Raw genomic sequence first — 23419 nt, 5'->3', positions numbered from 1 at the left:
ACTTTTTATTCTAAGTGCATTCACATGTAAATTCCGGTGATCTTCTATTGTAAGCCCTTTCATGATAGAGATTGCTAGAATTTGATGTACATAGTGCAGGTTCTCGCTGAAATTTCTCCAAAATCGTCAAATTACCTGTACGAAATGCAGGTTCCATCCAGCATAGGCACACGCACAAGCACTAGCACTTGCTCAAACTCTCGCACTCGCACTCATACTTGCATTCACACTCAAACTCCCGCCTGCGCTCTCACTCCCATTCTAACCCTCTCATTTTCCTCTCTCGTTCTTACTCCCTCACTCTCCCCCTACCCTTCAACGCATAAAAAAGCCGCCCCCGACACCAGTGCCAGGGGCAGCCTTTCCTCTACACGCTGAACGAACTTTTCAGCGAGACAATCAAGTTAAACACGAGGTGATCCTCGGTTGTGTATTTCGGGTCCACGTTAAAGTAACCGTGACGGAAGAATTGGAACTTGTCGTGCGGTTTCACGCTCTTCATGTTCGCTTCGACGAAGCCTTGCACGATTTGCAAGGAGTTCGGGTTCACCTTGTCCAAGAAGGAGACTTCCTCTTCGCCTTCCTCGTCGTCCAGGATCAGCGGCTCATACAGGCGGAACTCCGCTGGCACGGCGCTTTTGGCATCGACCCAGTGGATCGTGCCTTTCACTTTACGGCCGGTGAAGCCGCTGCCGCTCTTCGTTTCCGGATCGTACGTGCAATGCAGCTCCACCACGTTGCCATCGGCGTCCTTGATGAAGTCGTTGCACTTGATGAAGTAGGCGTTTTTCAAACGCACTTCATTGCCAGGGAACAGGCGGAAATATTTCGCCGGCGGATTTTCCATAAAGTCGTCCTGCTCGATGTAAATCTCGCGCGAGAACGGAATTTGCCGGGAGCCCATTTCGGGGTTCTCCGAGTTGTTCTCGGCTTCCAGCCACTCCATGCCATCCTCCGGATAGTTGGTGATGACGACTTTCAGCGGGTTCAGCACGCCCATCGTGCGCAGCGCCTTCAGCTTCAGGTCCTCACGGATGAAGTGATCCAGCATGCGGGTATCCACGACGCTGCCGCCACCGCCCTTGGACACGCCAAGCTCACGGACAAAATTACGAATCGATTCCGGCGTGAGGCCTCTCCGGCGCAGACCCGAGATGGTCGGCATCCGCGGGTCGTCCCAACCGTCAACGGCTTTCTCGTCGACGAGGAGCTTCAGCTTTCTTTTGCTCGTCACGGTATTCATCAGGCTAATGCGGGCAAATTCATACTGCCTCGGCACATTCGGCATTTCGCACTCGCGGATCACCCAGTCGTAGAAAGGACGTTGATCTTCAAACTCGTTCGAACAGAGGGAGTGCGTGATGCCCTCGATCGCATCCTCCAAAGGATGCGCATACGTGTACATCGGGTAAATGCACCATTTGTCCCCGGTATTGTGATGATGTGCGTGAAGAATCCGGTAGATAACGGGGTCCCGCAGGTTAATATTCGGAGAGGACATATCGATTTTGGCACGCAGCACGCGCTCGCCGTCTTTAAATTCACCCGCCCGCATCCGCTCGAAGAGAGACAGGTTCTCTTCCACGGTACGATCCCGATAAGGACTGTTCGTCCCCCCTTGTGTCAACGTTCCGCGCGTTTCACGTATTTCGGTGGCCGATTGGTCGTCTACGTATGCCAACCCTTTGCGAATCAAGACCAGCGCTCGGTTGTACATTTCTTCGAAGTAGTCCGAAGCAAAGAAGAGACCGTCCCATTGAAAGCCGAGCCAAGCGACGTCTGCCTTGATCGACTCCACGTATTCCACATCTTCTTTAACGGGGTTCGTATCGTCAAAGCGAAGATTGGTCAACCCATTAAATTCATCTGCGATTTCAAAATTCGTGCAAATCGCATACGCATGTCCAATGTGCAGATATCCGTTCGGCTCCGGGGGGAAACGGGTCACAACCTGACTGGTTTTGCCTGATTTCAAATCTTCGATTACAATGTTCTTAATGAAATTGGATGGTGCTACCACCGTGTCTTTCGTTTCCATCTGTGACCAGCCTTTCTCCCGCGGGGGTTAAAGATTTATTTTCTATCATACACTAAATGGTACTCAAATATAAAGGAGCAGCGACTATGGAAACATTCGAATATTATTTGGACAAGTATGCGGAGCTGGCGATCCGTGTAGGCCTGAATGTGCAAAAAGACCAAACCGTCGTCATCATGACGCCAATCTCATGCGCAGACTTTGTGCGGAAGCTGACAAAGAAAGCTTATGACGCCGGCGCGAAAGACGTGGTCGTCGACTGGGACGACGATGAAGTGAAGGCGCTCCGCCTTAAGCACGCGCCGGAGCAGACGCTGCGCGAATATCCGATGTGGCGCGCAAAAGGCCTCGAAGAGCTCGCCGAAGGTGGCGCGGCATTCCTGCAAATCTACGCGCCAAACTCGGATTTATTGAAAGACGTCGACCCGCAGCGCGTCGCCATTTCCAGCAAAACCACCGCCTCCGCACGCGAAGGCTTTCTCAAATACTTGCGCAGCAACCAAGTGAACTGGCTCATGGTGTCGTACCCGACTGCCGAATGGTCGGCCAAAGTGTTCCCGAACTTGGACGCAGGCGAGCGGATTACGAAGCTATGGGAGCAAATTTTCAAGCTGACCCGCGTCGACAAGCCGGATCCGGTCGCGGCCTGGAAGCAGCACATCGACACACTCACGTCGAAAATGAACAGACTCAACGAGAAAAAATACAAGCAGCTCCACCTGCGCGCACCGGGAACCGATTTAACCATAGAGCTGGCGCCTAAGCACCTCTGGGTGGCAGCCGGCAGCACCTCCAAGGCAGGCACTTTTTTCGTACCGAACATCCCCACGGAGGAAGTGTTCACGATGCCGGCCCGCGGCGGTACGAACGGAACCGTTCGCAGCACGCTGCCGCTGGTCTACCAAGGCTCCTTAATCGATGGCTTCAGCCTGACGTTCAAAGACGGCCGCGTCGTCGAAGCCAAAGCCGAAGTTGGACAAGAAATGCTGGACAACATGCTGAACATAGACGAAAGCGCCCGCTATTTGGGCGAAGTGGCACTGGTGCCGTACGATTCGCCGATTTCGCAATCCGGCATCATCTACTACAACACGCTGTTTGACGAGAACGCCTCCTGCCACGTCGCACTCGGCAACTCGTACCCGTTCACCATTGAAGGCGGTACCGAGATGACGCCCGAAGAGCTGGCGCAGAACGGCTACAACAAAAGCCTCATCCACGTCGATTTCATGATCGGCTCCGCCGAGATGGAGATCGACGGCATCCTGGCGGACGGCACGCGCGAGCCGCTGTTCCGCAAGGGGAACTGGGCTTAAGGTAGAACGACGGTACCTGAACAGGAGAACCTCCCGTTCATTCTGCACCTATGCGCCGTTCGGCGAAGCTGAACTGGAATTTCTCCAGCTTATTTCGCCCAAATACCGATTTTTCGCCAATATCGGTCCTATAGACTGGAGAAATTCCAGTTCGCGCGCACATTTCTGCGCAAAACCCGGAATTAAACTGGAGGAATTCCAGTTTATTTACCAAAAAAGGGAGCCCCCCGGCGGAAAACCAAACCGCCGGGAAGGACTCCCTTTTCTTCATCGCCGCGCACCGCCAGCCGCCGGGTGCCAACCATCCCGGCCCGCCAGCACGCCCTCGACCGTGTACGCTGCCGCCTGCTCGGCGGTCAGCTGCCGCGACCACGGCACGCGCTCGCCTACAAGCGCACCTGGCCCCGTGCTGCCGTGCTCCACAAACCGCACGGCTTCCACGGGCTCGCGCTCGTTCCAGCGGTCCCAGCCGCCCCGTTTCACGTGGGGCCCGAGCCAGCAGTGCAGGAAGGCCACATGCGCCTCGTTGCGCCATGGCCTTCCCAGCCCCACCGTCTCGGCCGCGGCTTCGCCCGTCAACCGGCAGCCAATAAATACATACCCGTACGGCTCGCCCTCCGGGGTTGAAGCCGCCGTCACCCAGCCGCTGCCGGAGGAGACGATGTCGCAATGCAGGAAGACGGCCGTCGCTGAGCCGAAAATAAAATCGATGTCGCCCTGAATATAGCAGCGCTCATAGTACTGCCGCACCGGACGCGGCGGCACGCCGTCCCGGGGACCGCCGAAAGTGGCACGGTCCCGTGGCTTCGGCGGCAGCGGCCCCGTGAACAGCGTGTCCTGATGGCCGAGGAACCGGCAGTGCCGGAAGCTCACGCGGTCGCCGTCCACGTAGGCAGCCAGCGCTTGTCCTACATCCTCGCCTTTGCCCGCGGTATTCTCGAACGTCAGCCCTTCCACTATCACATCATCCGCACCAATAAACGCGGTGTAAGAGTGAAACGTATGGTAGGGCTCACCGTTCGGAAACTGTTTATTCGCATAATCCCCATAGGTGATGATGGTCGTCTCCGCCGACTCCCCGATGAGGCTGACGTTCGGTCGAATGAGGTGCAGCTTCTCGGGATAGATCCCTCTTTTAATCGAAATGACAACGTGCTCCGAGCCAGGCGCCTCTGTGACTTGATCAATGGCGTCCTGTATACGGACGAAATCCCCGCTCCCATCCGCCGCTACCGTAATCATGGTTGATGTCCTCCTCCTCGCGCCCGATACGCATCGAACTGTTTCTGAATTTCCGTGATGACGTGCTGGATGCCTGCATCCTTCAGCTTCTGGCGGAAGCCCGCCATCTCGCCATCCCAGTCCACCTTGGCGTCATACAGACGAGGCAGATATTCGGAGATAATGACGTTGAGCTGCGCAATCTCCGACTTGATCGGTGCCAGATCCGGCACGAACCCCAGTGTCGGCGAAGGGACGGCCTCCTTGTCCCAATTGCGCAGGAGCTGGCTGTAAGCAGGCGAAATGTATTTGCTGAACCGGACGAAGCGAATATCGTTCCAGGTCCAGGAGATCGGCATATACTGCTTCTCCGGCACAATGCCCTCGTAATCGACAGCCCCTTCCGGCGTCAGCTTGTAATTCACGTCCTTGATGCCGTAGGTGAACAAATCATAATTCTCCTGGCTGCTCCTCAGCCAATTAAGGAACGCGACCGATTCATTGACATGCTGGCTCGTCGAGAGCACAGACAGAATATTATCCGCGCCGGTAAACAGATACTTCGGCTTCTCCGGATGCAGATACACATTCTCCAGCTCCCCTTCCGGGTTCATCGCCTTGAACGCATCGATGCGCTCTGTCTGCTTCAGTACCACACTCCAAGTTGCCGCGACCTTCCCCGAGTTAAAAGCGAGCTCCGGATCTGGATACTTGGACGTATCCGAGGGGCCGTACGGCACATAGCCTTTGTCCTGCCAGTCGTGCATTTTGAACATGATGTTGCGGAAGAAATCCGACTCATACGTATTCCTCACCTTGAGCTGAGGGTCGGCCGGATCGATGTAGACGGGCGCATTCAAGTAACCGCCGGCAAAAAAGGCCACATCCCCGTATTCCCGAAGCAGAAAGCGTCCCGTGTCGTAGAAGTACGGCGTGATGCCGGGCTCGCGTTGATGGATCGTTTCCAGATACAGATCCATGTCCGCCACCGTCTTGATCTCTGGCAAGCCGTACTTCTTGCGCAAATCGCCACGGATTTGCAGAAAGCTCTGGAACTCCGAGATCGGCATGACCCTCGGAATGCCGTAGATGTGACCGCCAACGGTCACACCCTGAAACGCGTAGTCCGGCGTGCTCTGCACAATCGCTTGGCCGTAGTCCTCCAGCGCGGTGTCGAGAGGCGCCAGCACCTTTTTGGCCACGAAGTCTGAAATGTTGGAGAACGCCGTCAGCGCAATATCATAAGGCTCGCCGCTCGCTGCCGTCAGCCAAACCTTATTCCAATATTGATCATAGGGAACGTAGCTGATGCTCAGCTTGATTGGAAGCCCATCCTTCGCCAGCTTGGCCTCGACCGCTTGCACCACCTCGTCCTGCGAGGCCGGCTTATCGAGCGGAAACAACAGCTTGAGCGTGGCCGGCTGCAGCGGCGGCTTGGCGGACTCCGATGGCGTCGTGCCCCGATCATCACTCACTTCCTTGGAACAAGCGCGAAAGGACACAACGATGATCACCGCCAGCACGATTATCAGCCCGGCATACGCTGCCTTTTTCATTGCCCAGCCACTCCTTTGCGCACCAAATTGTCTATATCTATTGTACGCGAAGATCATCGATACCGCTGCCATACTTTTTTGCCTACAAACAGGGGAACACAGCGGGCCCGAAAGCCGCTGTGCTGTCCATGGAGAATTTCCTCCCTGTTATTTCTTGCTTGCCGCCAAATAGCGGTCATACTGCGCCTGTCTGCCCTTAACAACATCCTCGACGCCCATGCCCTTCAGCGTTTTGATGTAGCTGTCGAACTTATCCAAGCTTTCCTTGCCTGTAATGAATTTAATATTCATCTCATTCACATACGTGTTGATATCCGGCATCACCGTATTCTCCGTGCTGGCCTCAGCCGGCAGCGCGTACACGAATGGGAAAGGCGCTTTGATGTATTTCTCCATTTCCTTGTCGATCTTCGCATGCCACGGCGCCACGAGCACATCTGTCGCTTCCACCGACTGCTCGATCGGCAGGTTCGTCGGGTTGATGCCGAACTTCTGAATAAAGTCATTGTCCTTGCCTTTTTCCGTAAACTGCTTCTTGCCGTTCACCACTTCATAGGTTTGGCCTTCCAAGCCCCAGGCATACAAATCCTTCGCTTCGTCGCTGCTCGCGTAGTCGAGGAACTTGAACGCCGTCTCCGGATCCTTCGCATTCTTCGAGATACCGAAGATGCCTGTGATCGGATTGCGGCCTACATAGAACTGATCGCCATGCGGCCCTTTGAACGGTGCGATGCCTTTAATGAGCGGCTTGGACGGATCGTAGTCCTTATACAGCTTGCTGTATACCATCGAGGTATACCAGCTGAAGTTGAAGGTAACCCCCGTAATGTCCTGGGAGAACTTGGACGTAATCTGATCGGCGGTGACGGAAGCGAAGTTCGACTCCAGCAGCCCTTCCTTATACAGCCCATTCAGGTAGGTGAGATACTCTTTGTAGTTCGGCTCGTAATAGGAGTAATGCACTTTGCCATCTTTATCCGCATAGAAGTTGTTAGCAAGATCGAGGCCAAAGACCGGTCCGAAGGCGCTCCCCAACTGGTTCGGCGCGACGGAGAACGGAATTTCATCGGCTTTGCCGTTGCCGTTCGGATCGCCGGCTTTCATTTTGCGCAGCATGTCCGTGAATTCGTCCAGCGTCGTCGGCTCCTTCAGTCCGAGCTTCTCCAGCCAACGCACGTTCACCATGAACGTCGGCATGTAGTTTTTGGTGACCGCGAGCTGCGGCAGGTAGTAGATTTTGCCGTCCGGCGTCGTAAGGCTGGCTTTCAGGGCCGGGTACTTCTCGAACAGCTTTTTGATATTCACACCGTATTTGTCGATGTACTCGTTCAGCGGTTTGAACAGGCCTCCCTGAATGTTCTTCATCGTCTGATCCAGGTCCAGCTGGTAGATGACGTCAGGCAGGTCGGAGCCCGCTGCTAAGCGCGGAGCGATCGCATCTTGATAAGTCGATGGCGGCAGCAGCTCCCAGTTCACCGTGATGCCGGCACGCTTGCTGATTTCCTGCACGATCGGCGCCTGATTCAGATCGACATTATTCGTCCAGGCGTTCGTGGACAGGATGCGCAGCGAAGCTGTCTTATCCGTAATCGGGCCTTTGCCCGTATACGTGAAGCCTGCCGGTGCTGCCGAAGCTCCTGCGGCCGGGCTTTTCGCTCCCGCATCGCTCGCCGCCGGCGTGCTTGCGCTTTCTCCGCTTGTGCAAGCTGCCAGCACCAGTGTTAGCAAGGCTGTAACCAGCGTGCCGCTGGCCGCGGTTTTGAACATTTTTTTCATCATCAACGCCCTCCCTATGATTGCTTATAATGAACAGGATACCGTCGTAGCTACCCTTTTACTGCCCCTAACGTAATCCCGCGTACAAAGTACTTCTGAATGAACGGATACACCGCGATAATCGGCAAAATACTGACGACAATGGACACGTAGCGCACTTGCAGCGTCGACACCGCAAGCGCCTTGGCGGCTGTTTCTCCGCCCATCTTCTGCATAATTTCCGGCGACGCCATAATGAGCACCCTGCGCAGAAAAATTTGCAGCGGCTGCAAGTCCGTCTTCCCCAGGTAGAGCAGCGCATTGAAGAAGTCGTTCCAGTGCGAGACGGCATAGTACAGCGTCAACACGGCCAGCGTCGGCTTCGTCAGCGGCACCGCAATGCGGAACAGCAAAGTGAAGTCCCGTGCGCCGTCCATTGTAGCGCTTTCAAAAATCTCATTCGGGATGTTCTCAAACGCCGAACGCAGAATCATCACATTAAAGGTGCTGACCAGCACCGGCAAAATCATCGCCCAGCGCGTATTGTAAAGGCCAAGCTCCGTAATAATCATATAGAGCGGGATGAGCCCCCCCGAGAAATACATCGTAAACGCGATATAAAAGTTCAGCTTCCTTCTCAGAAAAAACTGCTTTCTCGACAGCGGGTACGCCGCCAAGCATGTCGCGACGAGATTGAAAATCGTCCCAACCACCGTATACCAGATTGTGTTGTAGTAGGAGCGCCACAGCTCGCCGTAGCCCAGCACCATTTTGTACCCGTCAAAATTCAGATCTACCGGCAGCAGCGTTACCATCTGTTTATCAATCGCTTCGACGGAACTCATCGAAATGCTGACCACATAGATAAAGGGATACAGGGTCACGAGAATCGCGATCACGACGACACTGTAGATGAGCACATAGAAGCTTCGATCCGACCAGGATTTGACCATCCTTTTCCCTCCTTTCGTTAAACCTACCAGAGCGACATATCGTTGACCCGGCGGCTTGCCTGATTCGCGATATACACCAGTACGAAGCTGATGATGGAATTAAACAACCCGACCGCTGTGGCAAAGCCGAAATTTTGCGACTCGATCCCTTGCCGGTATACGTAAGTCGAGATGACATCGGCCGTTTCATACGTAGCCCCGTTGTACAGCAAGTACACCTTCTCGAAATTCACGCTCATAATGCCGCCAATCGAGAGCAGCAGCAGAATGACAATCGTCGGCTTCAGACTCGGCAGCGTGAGATGCCATACCTCTTGGAACTTGTTCACCCCGTCGATTTTGCCGGAATCATACATTTCCTGATCGATGCCCATGATCGCGGCAATATAAATGATCGAGCTGAACCCAAAGCTTTGCCAAATCCCCGATACCGTGAAAATCGAGCGAAACCACTCCGGCGCCATCATGAAATTGATCCGTTCCAACCCGATCGAGGCAAGCAGCGTATTCACAATGCCGTCCGTCGGCGACAGGAAGTTAATAATCATCCCCGCGATCACAACCGTCGAGATAAAATGCGGTAAATACGTCACCGTCTGCGTGAACCGCTTCAGCGCGCTGTTCTTGATCTCAACGACGCAGATCGCGAACAGAATCGGAATCCAGAACCCGATGACAAGCGGGTAGAAGGCTAGCAGGAACGTGTTGCGCAGCAGCCGCCAGAAATAGCGGGAATGCACAAACTGATCCAGCCATTTCAGACCGACCCAGTCGCCTCCGAAAATGCCGTGTCCCGGCGTAAAATTTTTGAACGCAATCAGAATCCCCGGCATCGGCAAGTAACAGAAAATCAAATAGTACAAAAATACAGGCAGAAACATCATCAGCAGCCATTGATCTCTGCGCACCAGCTTGATGAGCGGCGTTTTTTTATCCCCCAATCGTTCCATCCCCTTTCGCTCAGCGGCACCTTGTAATCTCATTCTAGCAAAGGGAAAGGTATGCCTAAATCCAACATTTTTTCGATATGTAACACTTTTTTACGGACCTGAACAATAAAAAAAACACCTGCCCGCAAGGTCCTCGCCTTGACTAGACAGGTGTTGATTTCGACAGCGGCTGAACCGCCGCTTGATACGCTGGAAACGTCATCACGACCGTCGTCCCGCGGCCAACCTCGCTTTCAATCCGCAGGCCGTAGGGCTGGCCGAAACGAATCTGAATGCGCTCATGCACATTCTTGAGCCCGTACCCGGCCGTCTGCAGCTGCAGCACTTCCTCCGCCCGCTCCGGCGTCATGCCCGGCCCGTTGTCGGCAATGCTGAACAGCAGGTCGCCGCCAACCTGATAGCCCCGCAACTCAATGCGGCCCCGGCCTTCTCCTTTACGCAGCTGATCGATGCCATGCTCCAGCGCATTCTCCAGAATCGGCTGGAACACGAGATTGATCATATCGTAGCGCAGCAGCTCCTCGTCAACTTCGCAGATAAAATCAAACGAATAATTATGCATAATGCTCTGAATTTGCATATAATCCTTCGCATTGTCGAGCTCATGCCTCACCGAAATGAAATCGCGGCCTTTGTTCAATACGGTACGGTAAAACCGGGATACCGTATTCGTGATCTGGCTGATCTCCATCGCATCGATCTCCAGCGCTTTCCAGTTAATAATCGATAGCGTGTTATACAGAAAATGCGGATTGATCTGCGTCTGCAGCGCCTTCAATTCCGCTTCTTTTTGTGTAATTTTGCTCTGGTACACCTCTTCGATGAGCGTGTTGATGTTCGCGATCATCTGGCCGAAGCGGTTCGTCAGCTGGCCAATCTCATCCCTGGACTGACTGGAGACGTCGATCTTCAGATTCCCTTTCTCGACGGTCATCATGTTCTTGTTAAGCTTGATAATCCGCTTCACGAACGTATTTGAGAACATCCAGATAATGAGCAGGAGCACCGCGAGGCAAATGACCGTAATGAGCACAGTCGCGCTGACAATGCGCTTCGCGTTGACCGAAATTTCCGCCTGCGGCGTTAAATAGACAAGCTTCCAGCCCGTTTCCGGGATGTCTTGGGTAATGTACATGTAATCCGTATGATTGCTGGTTAGCGAGCCAACACGTTCATCCGGATTCAACGCCAGATCGATGGAAGTCGGGAGCGGTGACGACAGCCGAATACTCTTCGACCATAAGGGTGTCCCCTGCTGATTCACGATCAGGACGCCGTAGGCGTCTGTTTTGATCTCCGCCAAATCCTGGAACATGCGGTCTGCATCGATGCTCAAGAATAAAATCGCCGAGGGCTTCCCCAAGGACGCTCCCTCTTCGCCGACAAAAGGACGCGTGGCGTACAGCTTGCCGTTCTGAATATGCCACTGGGTCTGCGCCTTCTCCGAATTCGCCCACGGGGCACCACTCGTCAGCCCGAGCGGGAGAATGTACTCCCCCCGCAGAATCGCCGGATTATCCGTAAACACAGAGATTTGCAAAATATCTTTATTGAAATCCAAAATGTTGCTGAAGAACGGATCGACATAGTCCCGATACAACACAGGGAAATCGCCGTCGCCTGCGACGAAGATCCGCTTGAACACCACATTTTGCGTTATGGAATTGATGATTGCCTCATGCTGCTTGGCCCTGTAGTTAATCGTATCCGCAATCTGGCTAATGGCGCCGTCGAGATTTTGCTTGGCCTGCTGCAGAAGGAAGTTGCCGGCTTGATGGTACGAAAACAGGCCCAACACAAGGAGCGGAATGATGGAGACCACCATGTACGAAATAAACAGTTTTTGCTTAAAACGCAAATTCTGAAAATATGCCAGAAATGTTCTCATCTCATCCCGCCGTTTCCCGAAACTTGGCCGGGCTGCAGCCGTGGTAAATCTTGAACATTTTGCAGAAATACGAGTTGTTCATAAAACCCACTTGCTGGCTGATCTCCGCAATCGTCAGATGCGTGTCCCGCAGCAAAGCTGCCGCCTTCTGCATGCGAACAAGCGTAATGAATTTGACAATCGTCTGGCCCACTTCCTTATGAAACAAGTAGCTCAAATACGTCTGGGTGAGAAATACCCGGTCCGCTAGCCATTTCAGACTAATATCGGACATATAGTTGTCCTCAATCAGCTTCAGGATGTCTTTAATGACCTTCTTTCCCTGCTCCGCGCTCGGCTCTTCGGCTTCCTTCCCCAGCATCGCCATTACCTCGTGCACTTGTGCCTTCAGCGCCGCCAGCGACTTGCTGCCGAAAATGCCTTCCACCATCCCCTTGAACGCCTGATTGTCGTCCCGTCCGGACGTTTCCCAGACTTTGCTGACCAGCTGCGTGCACAGGTACTTGATATAGATCGCGGAATGCTGACCGCTCCCGTCGACCGTCTTAAAGAACAGCTCCACGCCCTTGCGGAAGCCATAATCATCCTTCATCTCCAGATGCCAGTACACCGTATCCATCAGCTTCGAAATCGTATCTGAGAGCTCCTCTTTGCCTTGGCTGCCGTCCGTAAACAGCACCGTGCTCCCCTGATAAAAGAATTTATCTTCCAGCACGCTCTCCATCAGCTTGAACTCGGCAGCCAGTTCGCTCTCTTCGTTAAGAAGACTTCCCGCAACCAGCGTCACTCTTCCATCGTCAGCCCTGATGAGCTGCTCCAACAGCTTGGCCGGCTCCGGCATTTGCGGCTGCCCCTTCCGGTCCAGCAGAAAGAAAAGCAGACTCTGATGCTCGTTTACATTCACATATTCAAATGGCGTCGCCACCGCCGACTTTACCATGACGGGTACGCGATCCTGCTCTGCATCAAAAACAGGGAGGTCGTAGTCGATCAGCATCATCTGAACGCGGTGTCTCGCGAAATCAATACCCGAGGTCACCTCGCCCCCCGGGTGCAGCGCTTGATGCTGGTACGCATGGATCAGCCCAAGCAGTCGGTGCTCCTTCTCTTGCTCCTGATCCTTCTCACACAGCTCAATCACTTGCGTAAACGCTCGAATAAATTCATTCACATCAATCGGTTTCAACAAGTACGAGAAAATTTGATAATCGATCGCCCGCTGGGCATATTCAAATTCGCCGTACGCGCTTACAATCATAATGGTCAGCTCTGGAAGCAAGTCCCGCGCCTGCCGACATAATTCGAGGCCGTCCATGAACGGCATTTTTATATCCGTCAGCAGAATATCGACAGGATGGGTACGCAGCAGCCCCATTGCCTCCTCGCCATTTTCTGCTTCCAGCACGGTCAAAGGCAGCTTATATTTCTGAATCAGCCTCTTCATGCCTTCCCGCTCGATAAATTCGTCATCCACGATAAGAATCTGAAACATAGGCGTCACCTCCAAGCAGGCTTGCTGCCTCTAAATTTTATCAGAGAACCGCCGGGATGAATATTCAACATTTTTTCGTTCCATAGCACGATTTTATGGGAAAAGAGCGCAAGCAGGATTTCCCCACCTGCGCTCTATTTCGTTAATCCTCATCATACCGATTCGGCGCACGCATCATACCCGTCCGAAGCGTCTGTTCGACGGCGGCTTCGCTTAGCTTCCACTTGTCCTTGCGCCATTTCCACACAGAGGTTACATACCCAAGCGTATCGGCATTCGCAATGCCCGTGATCCGCTGTACGCCTTTCAGCTCGCAGAAACCGTCCCCATCCACATCAACGGGCTTCAGCAGACTATAGGCATCGACATTCACAATCAGCGGCTTCACGACCTTGCCGTCCTTGTAAATGCCAAACTGCTCGTAACTGTCCTTCCGATCGGCTATATTCAGCTTAAAGGACTTCCCGGTCTCCTGGATTTTCATCTTAACCTTGTAATTGTTCTTAAACGTCGCGTTGACATGCAGCGGCTCCGGCATCGGAATCTCTGTGGGGACGTTGTTTCTCAGCGAAAAAATCTGATTCGTCGTATACCCGCCCGAACCTCCCGTATCCGACGTCACGTAAATTTGGGGCAACTTGTCATGGATAAAATCGCAAAAATCCATCCGCGGATTGTAGCCGCCCTGAAGGGGAATGACCACCTGCGCCTGCCCCTCGCCGACGGAGGTCAGAAATAGCTTGTCGTAGTAGGGGCTGTTCATATCCATTTTCGTACCGATGAGCGACACGACCTCAAACTTGCCGTCGCCGGTCACGTCGATTTCACGCGTTTGAATAAGCTGCCCTTGCTCCGCTTGCGGCGCAGGCTGCGGCGGCAGTTCCTCCGCCATCGTGCTGCTGCTGAATAACAGCAGCGACAGCCCCATACTGATGGCTGCGGTGTGCAGCGTCATGTTGAACTTACCCGATTTCCGTAACATAAGCGACGATCCCCTTTTTTTGGCATTTGTTTTTGCTTATTGTGTCAAAATGCCCCACGAGATATGCAGCCGCTTCCCCATTCATGTTACACTGATTCTGCAGGCTGAGGCTGACACAACCAATAGAGGATAACGTTATAATGAGGTGCATGTTTTGAAAATAGATCGATTACTCGCCATCACGATGCTCCTGCTCAATCACCGCCGCATCAGCGCGAAAGAGCTGGCAGACCGCTTTGAAGTCTCGCTGCGCACGATCTACCGGGACGTGGAGGCGATTAACCAGGCCGGCATCCCCGTCGTATCCTACGCAGGACTAAGCGGCGGCTATGAGATTATGGAGCAGTACCGGCTGGACCGTCAATTTCTGTCCATGGAAGAATTGCAATCCATCATCGTCGGCTTGAAAGGCATACAATCGACCGTCGGCGATCAGGAAATCGGCGCACTGCTCGACAAAGTCGGCGCACTGATCGGCAAATCCGAGCAATCCGCCGTCCAATCGCTGAACAATCAGCTTGTCATCGATATCAACCCTTGGCGCACAGGCAATCAAAATAAAGAACAACTCGCCGCCCTTAGGTCCGCCATTCGCGACTCGAGCCTTATCTCTTTCGCCTATATCACTGCGGAAAGTCAAACGTCCGTTCGCACCATCGAACCGATGGGCATTGTCGTCAAGGGCTTCGGCTGGTACCTGTACGGCTACTGCCGCTTGCGTGAAGACTATCGCGTGTTCCGCTTGTCGCGCATGAAAGACGTGCAGGTCCTGGAGGAAACATTCGAGCGCAGGCCCGCAACATTGGAAAAGCTCGACTATGGCTGGGGCAAAAGAGACACTTCCCGCCTCATCACCCTCAAGCTGCATGTGCAGCCAAGCGTACGAGCGAAAGCGGAGGATTATTTTCATCCGGAGCAGATCCACCTGCAGGAGGACGGCACGCTGCTTATCACGTCCACTCAACCCGACGAGCCGTGGCTGTACGGCATGCTGTTGAGCTACGGACCGCAGCTGCGCGTGCTAGAGCCTGTGCATGTGGCCGCGAGAATGAAGGAATTGGCCGAGGGAATCGTGGGCGTGTACAATACTGACAACCTGTTGTCAGCAGAACACAGTTATACTGGAAAATGTTAGAACGACTATGTGAAAGGGATGATCCCATGTTCAGAACCATCGAGGATTTTCTAAATGAATGGAGCCGCGAATCACAGGCCACACAGCAAATAATGGATACTTTAACGGATGCTTCTCTGACCCAACGCATTGCGCCTAATTTCCGTGAGCTCGGGCAACTCGGCTGGCACATTGCGACGACGATTCACGAGATGATGTCCCGTACGGGGCTGGAGTTCGCAGAGCCGGAAGGCGGCGAATTGGCTCCAGCTTCCGCCAAGACAATCGCCGAGACCTACCGCACCGCAGCAGCGGCGTTTACCGAAGCACTTCAGTCCCAGTGGACGGACGCGAAGCTGACAGAAACGAGCGACATGTACGGCGATCAATGGCCGAACGCCGCCACACTACGTGTGCTCATCTCCCACGAGATTCATCACCGCGGAGAAATGATTGTGCTGATGCGCCAAGCAGGCCTGCGCGTGCCGGGGATTTACGGGCCGTCGCGCGAAGAGTGGATCGAGCGAGGGATGGAACCGCTCGTGTAGCGCGCGTAGACATCAGCCCGGGCACCAAAGAGAAACAGCTCCTTCATTCTTTCATAGAGGGAAGCGTTTACTGACGGCATTGCGCCGTGTCGAGGATACACTTTCTGATATCCACAAAAAAAAGCGGAGTCCGCACCCGACTGCACGGGCGACTCCGCCTTTTTATGCTCGGACAAGGCTAACCGCCTTGCCGCCGGTATACCCGACGATTACCTCGCGCGCCAGGCCGATAAACAGGCCGCTCTCCACGACGCCGGGGGTACCCTGCAAAGCCGCTTGCAGCTCCGCAGGCTGCGCGATCGCGCCAAAACGGCAATGCAACAGGTAATTGCCGTTGTCCGTCACAACAGGCTGGCCATCGGCCGCCAAGCGCAGGGCCGGCTCGCAGCCCATAGCCCGCAGCTTCCGCAGCGTCAGCTCCCAGCCGAACTTCACGATTTCCACTGGCAGTGGAAATGCGCCCAATTGCTGGACGAGCTTGCCCTCGTCCACCACGATCACCAGCTTGCGGCTTGCGCAAGCCACAATTTTTTCTCGAAGCAGCGCGCCCCCGCCGCCTTTCATCAAATTCCACTGCGGATCCACTTCATCCGCACCGTCAATCGTGACATCGATCTCCGTGATGTCCGCCGTTACAAGCTGCGGGATGCCCAGCGACCGCGCCAGTTCCTCAGACGCAACCGAAGTAGCGACTGTCTGAATGCGCAGCCCTTGGCGCACAAGCTCGCCGAGCTTCTGAATCGCCCAATAGGCGGTCGAGCCCGTCCCCAGACCGACAATCATCCCGTCCTGCACGCTGCGCTCCACGGCCAGCTCGGCTGCGGCTTTTTTCGCTTCCATACCGCCACGCCCCTTTCAATGGCTTCTCATCTTCAGTGTACCACAAGATCGCTCAGGTGAAAGGTACAGGGCTCATACCGGGTCAGCCTCACGGCCTCAGGCGAAGCGGCACGGATAGATTCAGAGCGAGGCGGGCACGTTAAAGGCACCATCTTTGCAAAAACCACTGGAGGGTACCGCTCTGTCTGTCCTCGATTTTTATCGCAGTCAAATGTCGCTGACGTCGTTAGACTGGGGGCTCCGCGCCGTGGCCGGCTATCTCTTTCTCGTCGTAACTGCCAAAGCGCTGGGCCAACGCTCCATTTCGCAGCTGCGTTATCTTGACTTCATCATCGCGCTCATCCTTGGCGACATTCTCGCAAACCCGCTGTCCGACCCGAATATCGGATTAATCGGCCCCATGATCACGACCGTCGTCCTGGTCGCCCTTTATACAGCCACATCCTGGCTGGGGATGAAGTGGAATCTCCTGAAGCATTTTCTGGACCCGCCGCCGCTCGTCTTCATTCGGCATGGCCGGCTTCAGATGCACAACCTACGGAAAGCCCGCATCTCCGTCGACCATCTGTTCTCCGAGCTCCGCAAGCTGCAGGTGGACGACGTCGCGAAGGTTGCGCTTGCGCTTTGGGAACCTGGCGGCGTCATCTCCGTCTTCTTGGAAACGCCGCATCAAGCAGTGACAGCCCAAGATTTGAACATCCAGACCACGCCATTCTCCCTCATCAAACCCATCATCGTGGAAGGGGCCTCCGAAGAGGAGACGCTCGCCCAGCATGGCAAAGACCTTGCCTGGCTGCAGACGGAGATTGCCGCAAAACACACGACAATGGCTAACGTTGTGCTCGCTACCATTGACGATCAAGGCCAAATCCGGATCGAAGCCGAAAAAGACGAGCAAACGCTCCATTAGCGTCTGCTCGTCTTTTTGCCATCCTTACATAAACCGCCGTTCCACCCGCTTCATAATGACCATCGTCGCCGCAATGAACAGCACGACATACAGAAGCTGGAACGGATGCGCAATAAACCGCTTGAGATCGTAGCCGATAAAGCAGACGCACAGCACCATCACAGCCTTGCCGGAGGCCACCGCCAGCAAAAATGAACGAAAACGCATCTGCACCAGCCCCGCCGCCATGTTGATAACAACGAACGGGCCCAGCGGGAACAAACTCAGCACGAACACATAATTAAACGCCTGACGCCGCGCCCAGGTGAGACTTTTCTGCACCTTGGGCTTTTGCGACCAACGCACAAGATAGGGGTGACCCGCCACTTTTTTCACAATGGCAAACGTCAGCAGACAGCCGCATACCAACCCGATCCAGGAGTACAGAAACCCAAGCCACAACCCGTACACCGCCGCATTCACGCTAATAATGACCAATGTAGGCAACGGGGGAATGAACGACTTCATAAAAGGAATGAGCAGCCCCGGCAGCGGTCCGAGCGAACGGTACTGATCCAGCAGGCGCGTTAAATTACTTTCGTTAAAATAGGATAAAAACTCATGAATCCCCATTGGTGTTATAGGATATGCCTAGACAGGCACTCCGCTCCTCTCGTCACAATGAGAAAATTATAGCATAATTTGTATAAAAAAAGCTGACCCCGCGCGCATTCGCTGACGTCAGCTTTTACCATATATTGGAATCCCTGCGGGGACTGTTGGAACAGCCCCTTGCGCTGACAATATAGTTTTCGCATCCAGACGGCATGATCGATCCAAAGCTTTTGCATGGCCGCCTGGAACCGGGCCATTTTGGCGCTGTAGCAGGCAGCCACAACCGGCTCATGCCGATCGAGCTCCGCGGCCTTCACCGAAGAGCCGGCCTGTCCAACACCGACCGTGGCAAGCAGCAGGGCCAGCAAGCGCTTCTTTTTTATGCATCGCCGAGCGCTGACGGTTCTTCCACTTCGAGCCGATACCCGACGCCGCGCACGGAAAGGAACCGAATCGAGGCCGTAATCGCGCCGAGTCTCGCCCGCAGCCTTTTAACATGAACGTCGACGGTCCGCTCCCCTCCTTCATACTGCGCCCCCCACACATGCTCGATCAACTGTGCTCTGGACAAGATCCGGTTCGGGTTACTAGCCAGCATAAACAACAGTTGAAACTCCTTAAGCGGCAAAAAAAGTCGCTGCTCCCGCACGCGCACCTCATGCGTCGCCTTATCGATCATCAGATCGCCGAGCTGGATTCGGATGACGTTCGGCATCCGATGCCGCTTCAGCAGCGCTCGCACACGCACGATCAGTTCCTCCGCATGCACGGGCTTCGCCAAATAATCCTCGGCGCCAAGCTGGAAGCCCTTCACCACAATCGTCGGGTCGCCGCCGTGACCAAGCAGAAGCATCGGCAGCTCCGCCTGCTGTCGCAGTCCACGCGCAAGCTGCCAGCCGTTCCACTGCGATGTCGTCACGTCGAGCACAATTAAATCCACCTGCAACCGTTCGATCAGTTGCGCCGCCAACCGACGATCGTCCGTACACGCGACGGCAAAACCTTCGCTGCGAAGCTGCTCCGCCAGCTCCTGTCGGGAGGGATTGTCTTCATCAATGAGAAGAATACGCGCCACTTCCGAAATCCCTCCTTTCGCTCCATCTTTTAACTTTGAGTGTATCGAACGAGTCTGAATTTGAACTGAATAGCACCTGAATGTCTGTTGAACAAAAAATAGGTGGTGGCGGCCGCATGCAAAACAGCGCATCACCGAGCCCAGCAACCCTATCCGCGGACAGAGAAAAGCCCCCACACCCGCGTAAGGACGCGAGGCAGAGGGCTTCGGTCAAACCCACAAAAATTACTGGCTTCTCCGTCCTTTCCAAGACGAAGTATGTGCGGATGGCATGAAGCCGCCTCGCGGAATATCCGATGTGTTACAACGTACTGCGCGAATACGTCCGCTCCAGCAGCTCGCGCAGCTTCTGCGCGATAGCGGCCTGGTTCGCATCCGCTTCGGCTCCCGTGTCGTCTGTCTGGGTGGATGCCTGCGCCTCCGTCGCATCCGAAGCGGACAGTGTTGTGGAGAGACCACCGGACGCTGTGCCGTCTGTCGCATCTACGCTGTCTGCATCGTCCTCGTCGTCATCCTGCTCATCCAACAATTGCAAGAGCGCTTGCAGGGAGTTTTCCGTCGAGGTCTCCTCCGTAGTGTCCGCACTATTCGGACCGCCGGGGCTGCGGGGGCCACCCGGGCCTCCAGGTCCGCCTGGCGGTCTGCCGCCCGGCGGCGGCGGGCCCATCGGCGGCTTCGCGCCGGCTGCATGATCCGCTGCTTCGGATGCAGTCGGATCAGCAGCATCCGACAGCTTTTCCGCAAGCTGGGCAAGGAGGCGGTCCAGATCATCCGCGGAAAGCGTGCTTGTCGAAGCGCTGTCCGCGGACGTGACGCCTTCTACCGCGTCCGTTTCTTCCGTGCCGCCGACCGTTTGCTGCTGAAGCAGCGCATACAACTGCTGCGCTTCCGGGCTGACCTCGTAGGAATCGCTGGCTGCTTTTTTAGATTTGGTCTCCTGCGTGGCGGCGGTCGTGCTATTCGAATCCGTGCTTGCGCTGTCCGTCACTTGATACGTGTTCAGCTTGTACAACGAATAAAGGCTTGAACTGGAAATATTCATCGCGGCTTCCCTCTCCTCGTATGAGTTTCGCCTAATCATAGCTCGGCTGCGTGAACGCACAGTGAATGGAAAATGAGGGTTTGCTGAAATTTTCCAGTTGTTGCAGAAACGCAAGCCCAGATGCAGCGGGGGCTGCCTATGCTCCTGTAAATGTACATCCCTATTCCAAAAAATCGTGGAAAATAGAAGAAATCCCGCAAAACCTACATCAAAAGCCCATTGAATCGCGATTTCCCCCTGTTTTGGGGAGCATCAGCTCACTTTTGATGTATTATTTGCAGGATTTCCTTTCTGCCCCTCAATCCATTATTTCGCTAGACAATTAAGATAACGGCGGTATCTTATTTGGAAGTTTAAAGTGAGTTGTAAAGAAATAAGTTAGGTAAGCGAACTTATTCGCTGCACAGGAGCCCGCAACACGATGAAAACCCGTAAATAAGATAAGACTGTTATCTTATTTCTGGAAACTAAGGGCAACCCGTGATAATAAGTTATTGGAAGTAACCTATTTCGAGGAGCCGCCAGCCTTCACATGAGGAAACCGACATCTCACTCTCAGCCTGCGGCCATAACCAGCGCCCCCGCTACGCCTCCAGCGGGTGCACCGCCTCCTCCAGCAGCCGATCGAGCTCGGCGCTGTAGGCCTTCACCTGCGCTTCGCTCCAACCGAAGCGCTCCGCCAGGAAGGCCGCCGCCGGCGCCTTCCACTGCCTTGCCCACGCGATATCGAAGAAGAGGGCCCCCGTCCGGCGGATGAAAAAATCCGCCGGCTTCACGGCCATCTCGTGCTCAATCGCGTACACGAGCGAAGCGAGCACCGCCGCGGGCATGCCCCGCCGCGCGGCCTCATCCTCCAGCTGCGCGAGCAATGCATAGACGGCGTCCACATTGGAGCCGTACCGGTGCGCCAGCTGCGCAGCCTCTTTCGCGGTCAGCCCCAGGGCGACGCCCTGGCTGACCTTCGCTTGCACGAACGGCTGCAGCTTCGCTGAGCCGCCTACGTCGCCGCCGGAAATCGGCAGCGTGCGGGTACGGCTCGGCGGCACCGCCGCCGTGCGCCCTTCCGCCGCCAACATGGCGGCGATCTTGTCCACGACCGTCTCCGCCATTTTGCGGTAGCCGGTCAGCTTGCCCCCGGCCATCGAAATGAGGCCGGAGTCCGAGACGAAAATTTCGTCGCGGCGCGAAATCTCGGAAGGGTCTTTGCCCTCTTGATGGATCAGCGGGCGCAACCCGGTCCAGCTCGACTCGACGTCCGCTTCGGTCAAGCCGAGGGACGGAAACATCCCGTTCGCGGCGCGCAGCACATACGCGCGGTCCTCCGCGGTAATCCGGGGATTCGCCATATCCCCTTTATAGTTCGTGTCGGTCGTGCCGACATACGTTTTGCCGTCCCGCGGAATCGCAAACACCATGCGCCCGTCCGGCGTATCAAAATAGATCGCCTGCCGCAGCGGAAACCGGCTCTGATCGAACACCAGGTGCACGCCTTTGGTCAGGTGCAGCGTTTTGCCCTGCTTCGAGCGGTCCATCTCCCGCAGCGTATCGACCCAAGGGCCGGTCGCATTGACGATTTTGGAGGCATAGAGCGTGTAGCTGCTGCCGGGCTGATCCTGATTTTGACCATCACGACCCGCTGCTTTGCTGTGGACCGCTTCCCCCGCCAACTGATCCACAACCTTGACCCCGACCAGCTTGCCGTCCTTCATCACAAGCTCTTCCACCTTGGCATAGTTCACGGCCATCGCGCCGAGCTCCACCGCTTTTTTCATCACTTCGATCGTCAGCCGCGCATCGTCCGTGCGGTATTCGACATAATACCCGCCGCCCCTCAAATCATTCCGCTTCAGCAGCGGCTCCAGTTTCAACGTGCCGGCCGGGTTGAACATCTTTCGGCGCTCGGAGCGCTTCACACCCGCGAGGAAATCGTACACGCGCAGCCCCAGCGACGTCGAGAACTTCCCAAACGTCCCGCCCTTATAAAAAGGCAGCAGCATCCACTCCGGCGTCGTCACATGCGGCCCGTTTTCGTACACGATGGCGCGCTCCTTGCCCACCTCCGCCACAACCTTTACGTCCAGCTGCTTGAGGTAGCGCAGCCCGCCGTGCACCAGCTTCGTCGAACGGCTCGACGTGCCCGAAGCAAAATCCTGCATCTCGATCAGCGCCGTCTTGAGTCCCCGGCTTTGGGCGTCCAGCGCGATCCCGGCCCCTGTAATCCCCCCGCCGATTACGATGACATCAAATTTCTGTGCAGTCATCGCCGCCAGCATTTCTTTTCTTTTGAACCCGCTAAATGTGTTTGTCATGTCAACCTCTCCCTTTGGCCGATAAAATAAAAAACCACAACATCCCTAACACGTCTGCACGTGTAGGTCCGCTGTGGTTTCTCCTAGTCTCCAACCGAATATGAACTTGTGATCTCAGTATAGCATGAGTGCTCGTTATTTAAAAGCGATAGCTGCCTGCACCGCTTTTTTCCAGCCGCCGTACAGCTTTTCCTGATGCGCCGCTTCCATCTCACGGTCGAACGCCCGGTCCACCTGCCACTGTGCGGCAATCTCCGCTTTATCCTGCCAAAAGCCTACGGCCAAGCCCGCCAAATACGCCGCACCCAGCGCCGTCGTCTCGTTCACGACCGGACGCTCTACCGTCACACCGAGCATGTCGCTCTGGAACTGCATGAGAAAATCGTTGCGCACCGCGCCGCCGTCCACGCGCAGCTTCGTGAGCTCGATGCCGGAGTCGTCCTCCATCGCTTGCAGCACGTCTTTGGTCTGGTAGGCCAGTGACTCCAGCGTCGCCCGGATAAAATGCTCCTTCGACGTCCCCCGGGTCAACCCGAACACCGCACCACGGACATCGCTGTCCCAGTAGGGCGTTCCCAGCCCGACAAAAGCCGGTACCACATACACGCCGTCGGTCGAGGCGACCCGCTTCGCGTAAGTTTCTGTGTCCGGCGCCGCTTTGATCATCCGCAGCCCGTCCCGCAGCCATTGAATTGCCGAGCCCGCCACGAAAATGCTGCCCTCCAGCGCATACTCCACCTTTCCGTTCAGGCGCCAGGCGATGGTCGTCAGCAGGCCGCTGCGCGACGGGATGGCGTAGTTTCCGGTGTTCATCAGCATGAAGCAACCGGTGCCGT

General features: G+C 55.3%; 20 protein-coding genes. 4 read left to right on the top strand and 16 right to left on the bottom strand.

Annotated features, from left to right (window positions below; genetic code table 11):
• Positions 1–367 precede the first annotated feature (367 nt).
• Positions 368–2038: a glutamine--tRNA ligase/YqeY domain fusion protein gene (locus EJQ19_RS02520; RefSeq protein ID WP_126139630.1), complete on the bottom strand. Its 1671-nt coding sequence runs from the start codon at positions 2036–2038 to the stop codon at positions 368–370.
• Between the two features lie 86 nt (positions 2039–2124).
• Here EJQ19_RS02520 and EJQ19_RS02515 point away from each other — a divergent pair, with 86 nt between their 5' ends.
• Positions 2125–3354, top strand: coding sequence for an aminopeptidase (locus tag EJQ19_RS02515; RefSeq protein ID WP_126139629.1), 1230 nt, complete (start codon positions 2125–2127; stop codon positions 3352–3354).
• Positions 3355–3621: 267 nt separating this feature from the next.
• Here the strand turns inward: EJQ19_RS02515 and EJQ19_RS02510 are convergent, their stop codons facing one another.
• From EJQ19_RS02510 to EJQ19_RS02475, 8 genes are all read right to left on the bottom strand, one after another.
• Complete coding sequence (locus EJQ19_RS02510; RefSeq protein ID WP_126139628.1) at positions 3622–4596, bottom strand: pectinesterase family protein; 975 nt, start codon at positions 4594–4596, stop codon at positions 3622–3624.
• On the bottom strand, positions 4593–6131 hold the full coding sequence (locus EJQ19_RS02505) for an ABC transporter substrate-binding protein (RefSeq protein ID WP_126139627.1): 1539 nt from the start codon (positions 6129–6131) through the stop codon (positions 4593–4595). Before EJQ19_RS02505 ends, EJQ19_RS02510 begins: the two co-directional genes overlap by 4 nt.
• A gap of 147 nt (positions 6132–6278) precedes the next feature.
• Entirely contained in the window at positions 6279–7910 is a 1632-nt protein-coding gene (locus EJQ19_RS02500) for an extracellular solute-binding protein (RefSeq protein ID WP_241242692.1), read from the bottom strand.
• A gap of 47 nt (positions 7911–7957) precedes the next feature.
• Positions 7958–8839 carry a carbohydrate ABC transporter permease gene (locus tag EJQ19_RS02495; protein ID WP_126139626.1) on the bottom strand — a complete coding sequence of 294 codons (882 nt, stop codon included), beginning with the start codon at positions 8837–8839 and terminating at the stop codon, positions 7958–7960.
• Positions 8840–8862: 23 nt separating this feature from the next.
• Positions 8863–9789 carry an ABC transporter permease gene (locus EJQ19_RS02490; RefSeq protein WP_241242691.1) on the bottom strand — a complete coding sequence of 309 codons (927 nt, stop codon included), beginning with the start codon at positions 9787–9789 and terminating at the stop codon, positions 8863–8865.
• Positions 9790–9931: 142 nt separating this feature from the next.
• Positions 9932–11677 carry a sensor histidine kinase gene (locus EJQ19_RS02485; RefSeq protein WP_126139624.1) on the bottom strand — a complete coding sequence of 582 codons (1746 nt, stop codon included), beginning with the start codon at positions 11675–11677 and terminating at the stop codon, positions 9932–9934.
• Between the two features lies 1 nt (position 11678).
• Positions 11679–13169 carry a response regulator transcription factor gene (locus EJQ19_RS02480; protein WP_126139623.1) on the bottom strand — a complete coding sequence of 497 codons (1491 nt, stop codon included), beginning with the start codon at positions 13167–13169 and terminating at the stop codon, positions 11679–11681.
• A gap of 142 nt (positions 13170–13311) precedes the next feature.
• Positions 13312–14151: a hypothetical protein gene (locus EJQ19_RS02475; protein ID WP_126139622.1), complete on the bottom strand. Its 840-nt coding sequence runs from the start codon at positions 14149–14151 to the stop codon at positions 13312–13314.
• Between the two features lie 154 nt (positions 14152–14305).
• Between EJQ19_RS02475 and EJQ19_RS02470 the strand changes: the two genes are divergently transcribed.
• Positions 14306–15286, top strand: a complete 981-nt coding sequence (locus EJQ19_RS02470) for a helix-turn-helix transcriptional regulator (protein ID WP_478354290.1) — start codon at positions 14306–14308, stop codon at positions 15284–15286.
• Between the two features lie 26 nt (positions 15287–15312).
• Complete coding sequence (locus tag EJQ19_RS02465; RefSeq protein ID WP_126139621.1) at positions 15313–15813, top strand: DinB family protein; 501 nt, start codon at positions 15313–15315, stop codon at positions 15811–15813.
• Between the two features lie 162 nt (positions 15814–15975).
• Here EJQ19_RS02465 and rpiA read toward each other — a convergent pair whose 3' ends face one another.
• Complete coding sequence (rpiA, locus tag EJQ19_RS02460; RefSeq protein WP_126139620.1) at positions 15976–16653, bottom strand: ribose-5-phosphate isomerase RpiA; 678 nt, start codon at positions 16651–16653, stop codon at positions 15976–15978.
• Between the two features lie 154 nt (positions 16654–16807).
• Here rpiA and EJQ19_RS02455 point away from each other — a divergent pair, with 154 nt between their 5' ends.
• Entirely contained in the window at positions 16808–17563 is a 756-nt protein-coding gene (locus EJQ19_RS02455) for a DUF421 domain-containing protein (RefSeq protein WP_241242689.1), read from the top strand.
• A gap of 24 nt (positions 17564–17587) precedes the next feature.
• Here the strand turns inward: EJQ19_RS02455 and EJQ19_RS02450 are convergent, their stop codons facing one another.
• The 6 genes from EJQ19_RS02450 to EJQ19_RS02425 all read right to left on the bottom strand — a co-directional run.
• Entirely contained in the window at positions 17588–18175 is a 588-nt protein-coding gene (locus tag EJQ19_RS02450; RefSeq protein ID WP_126139619.1) for a TVP38/TMEM64 family protein, read from the bottom strand.
• Between the two features lie 5 nt (positions 18176–18180).
• Complete coding sequence (locus tag EJQ19_RS02445; RefSeq protein WP_126139618.1) at positions 18181–18525, bottom strand: hypothetical protein; 345 nt, start codon at positions 18523–18525, stop codon at positions 18181–18183.
• Between the two features lie 11 nt (positions 18526–18536).
• Positions 18537–19232 (bottom strand): response regulator transcription factor, encoded by a 696-nt coding sequence (locus EJQ19_RS02440; protein WP_164716275.1) that lies wholly within the window; start codon positions 19230–19232, stop codon positions 18537–18539.
• A gap of 301 nt (positions 19233–19533) precedes the next feature.
• Positions 19534–20274, bottom strand: coding sequence for a hypothetical protein (locus tag EJQ19_RS31680; protein ID WP_164716274.1), 741 nt, complete (start codon positions 20272–20274; stop codon positions 19534–19536).
• Positions 20275–20858: 584 nt separating this feature from the next.
• On the bottom strand, positions 20859–22583 hold the full coding sequence (locus EJQ19_RS02430; protein WP_126139615.1) for a glycerol-3-phosphate dehydrogenase/oxidase: 1725 nt from the start codon (positions 22581–22583) through the stop codon (positions 20859–20861).
• Positions 22584–22718: 135 nt separating this feature from the next.
• On the bottom strand, positions 22719–23419 hold a 701-nt coding region (locus EJQ19_RS02425; RefSeq protein ID WP_241242688.1), incomplete at its 5' end, for an FGGY-family carbohydrate kinase.

Source organism: Paenibacillus whitsoniae (genome assembly GCF_003955665.1).
GTDB lineage: Bacteria > Bacillota > Bacilli > Paenibacillales > NBRC-103111 > Paenibacillus_E > Paenibacillus_E whitsoniae.
This window is presented reverse-complemented; position numbering and strand designations above follow the sequence as displayed.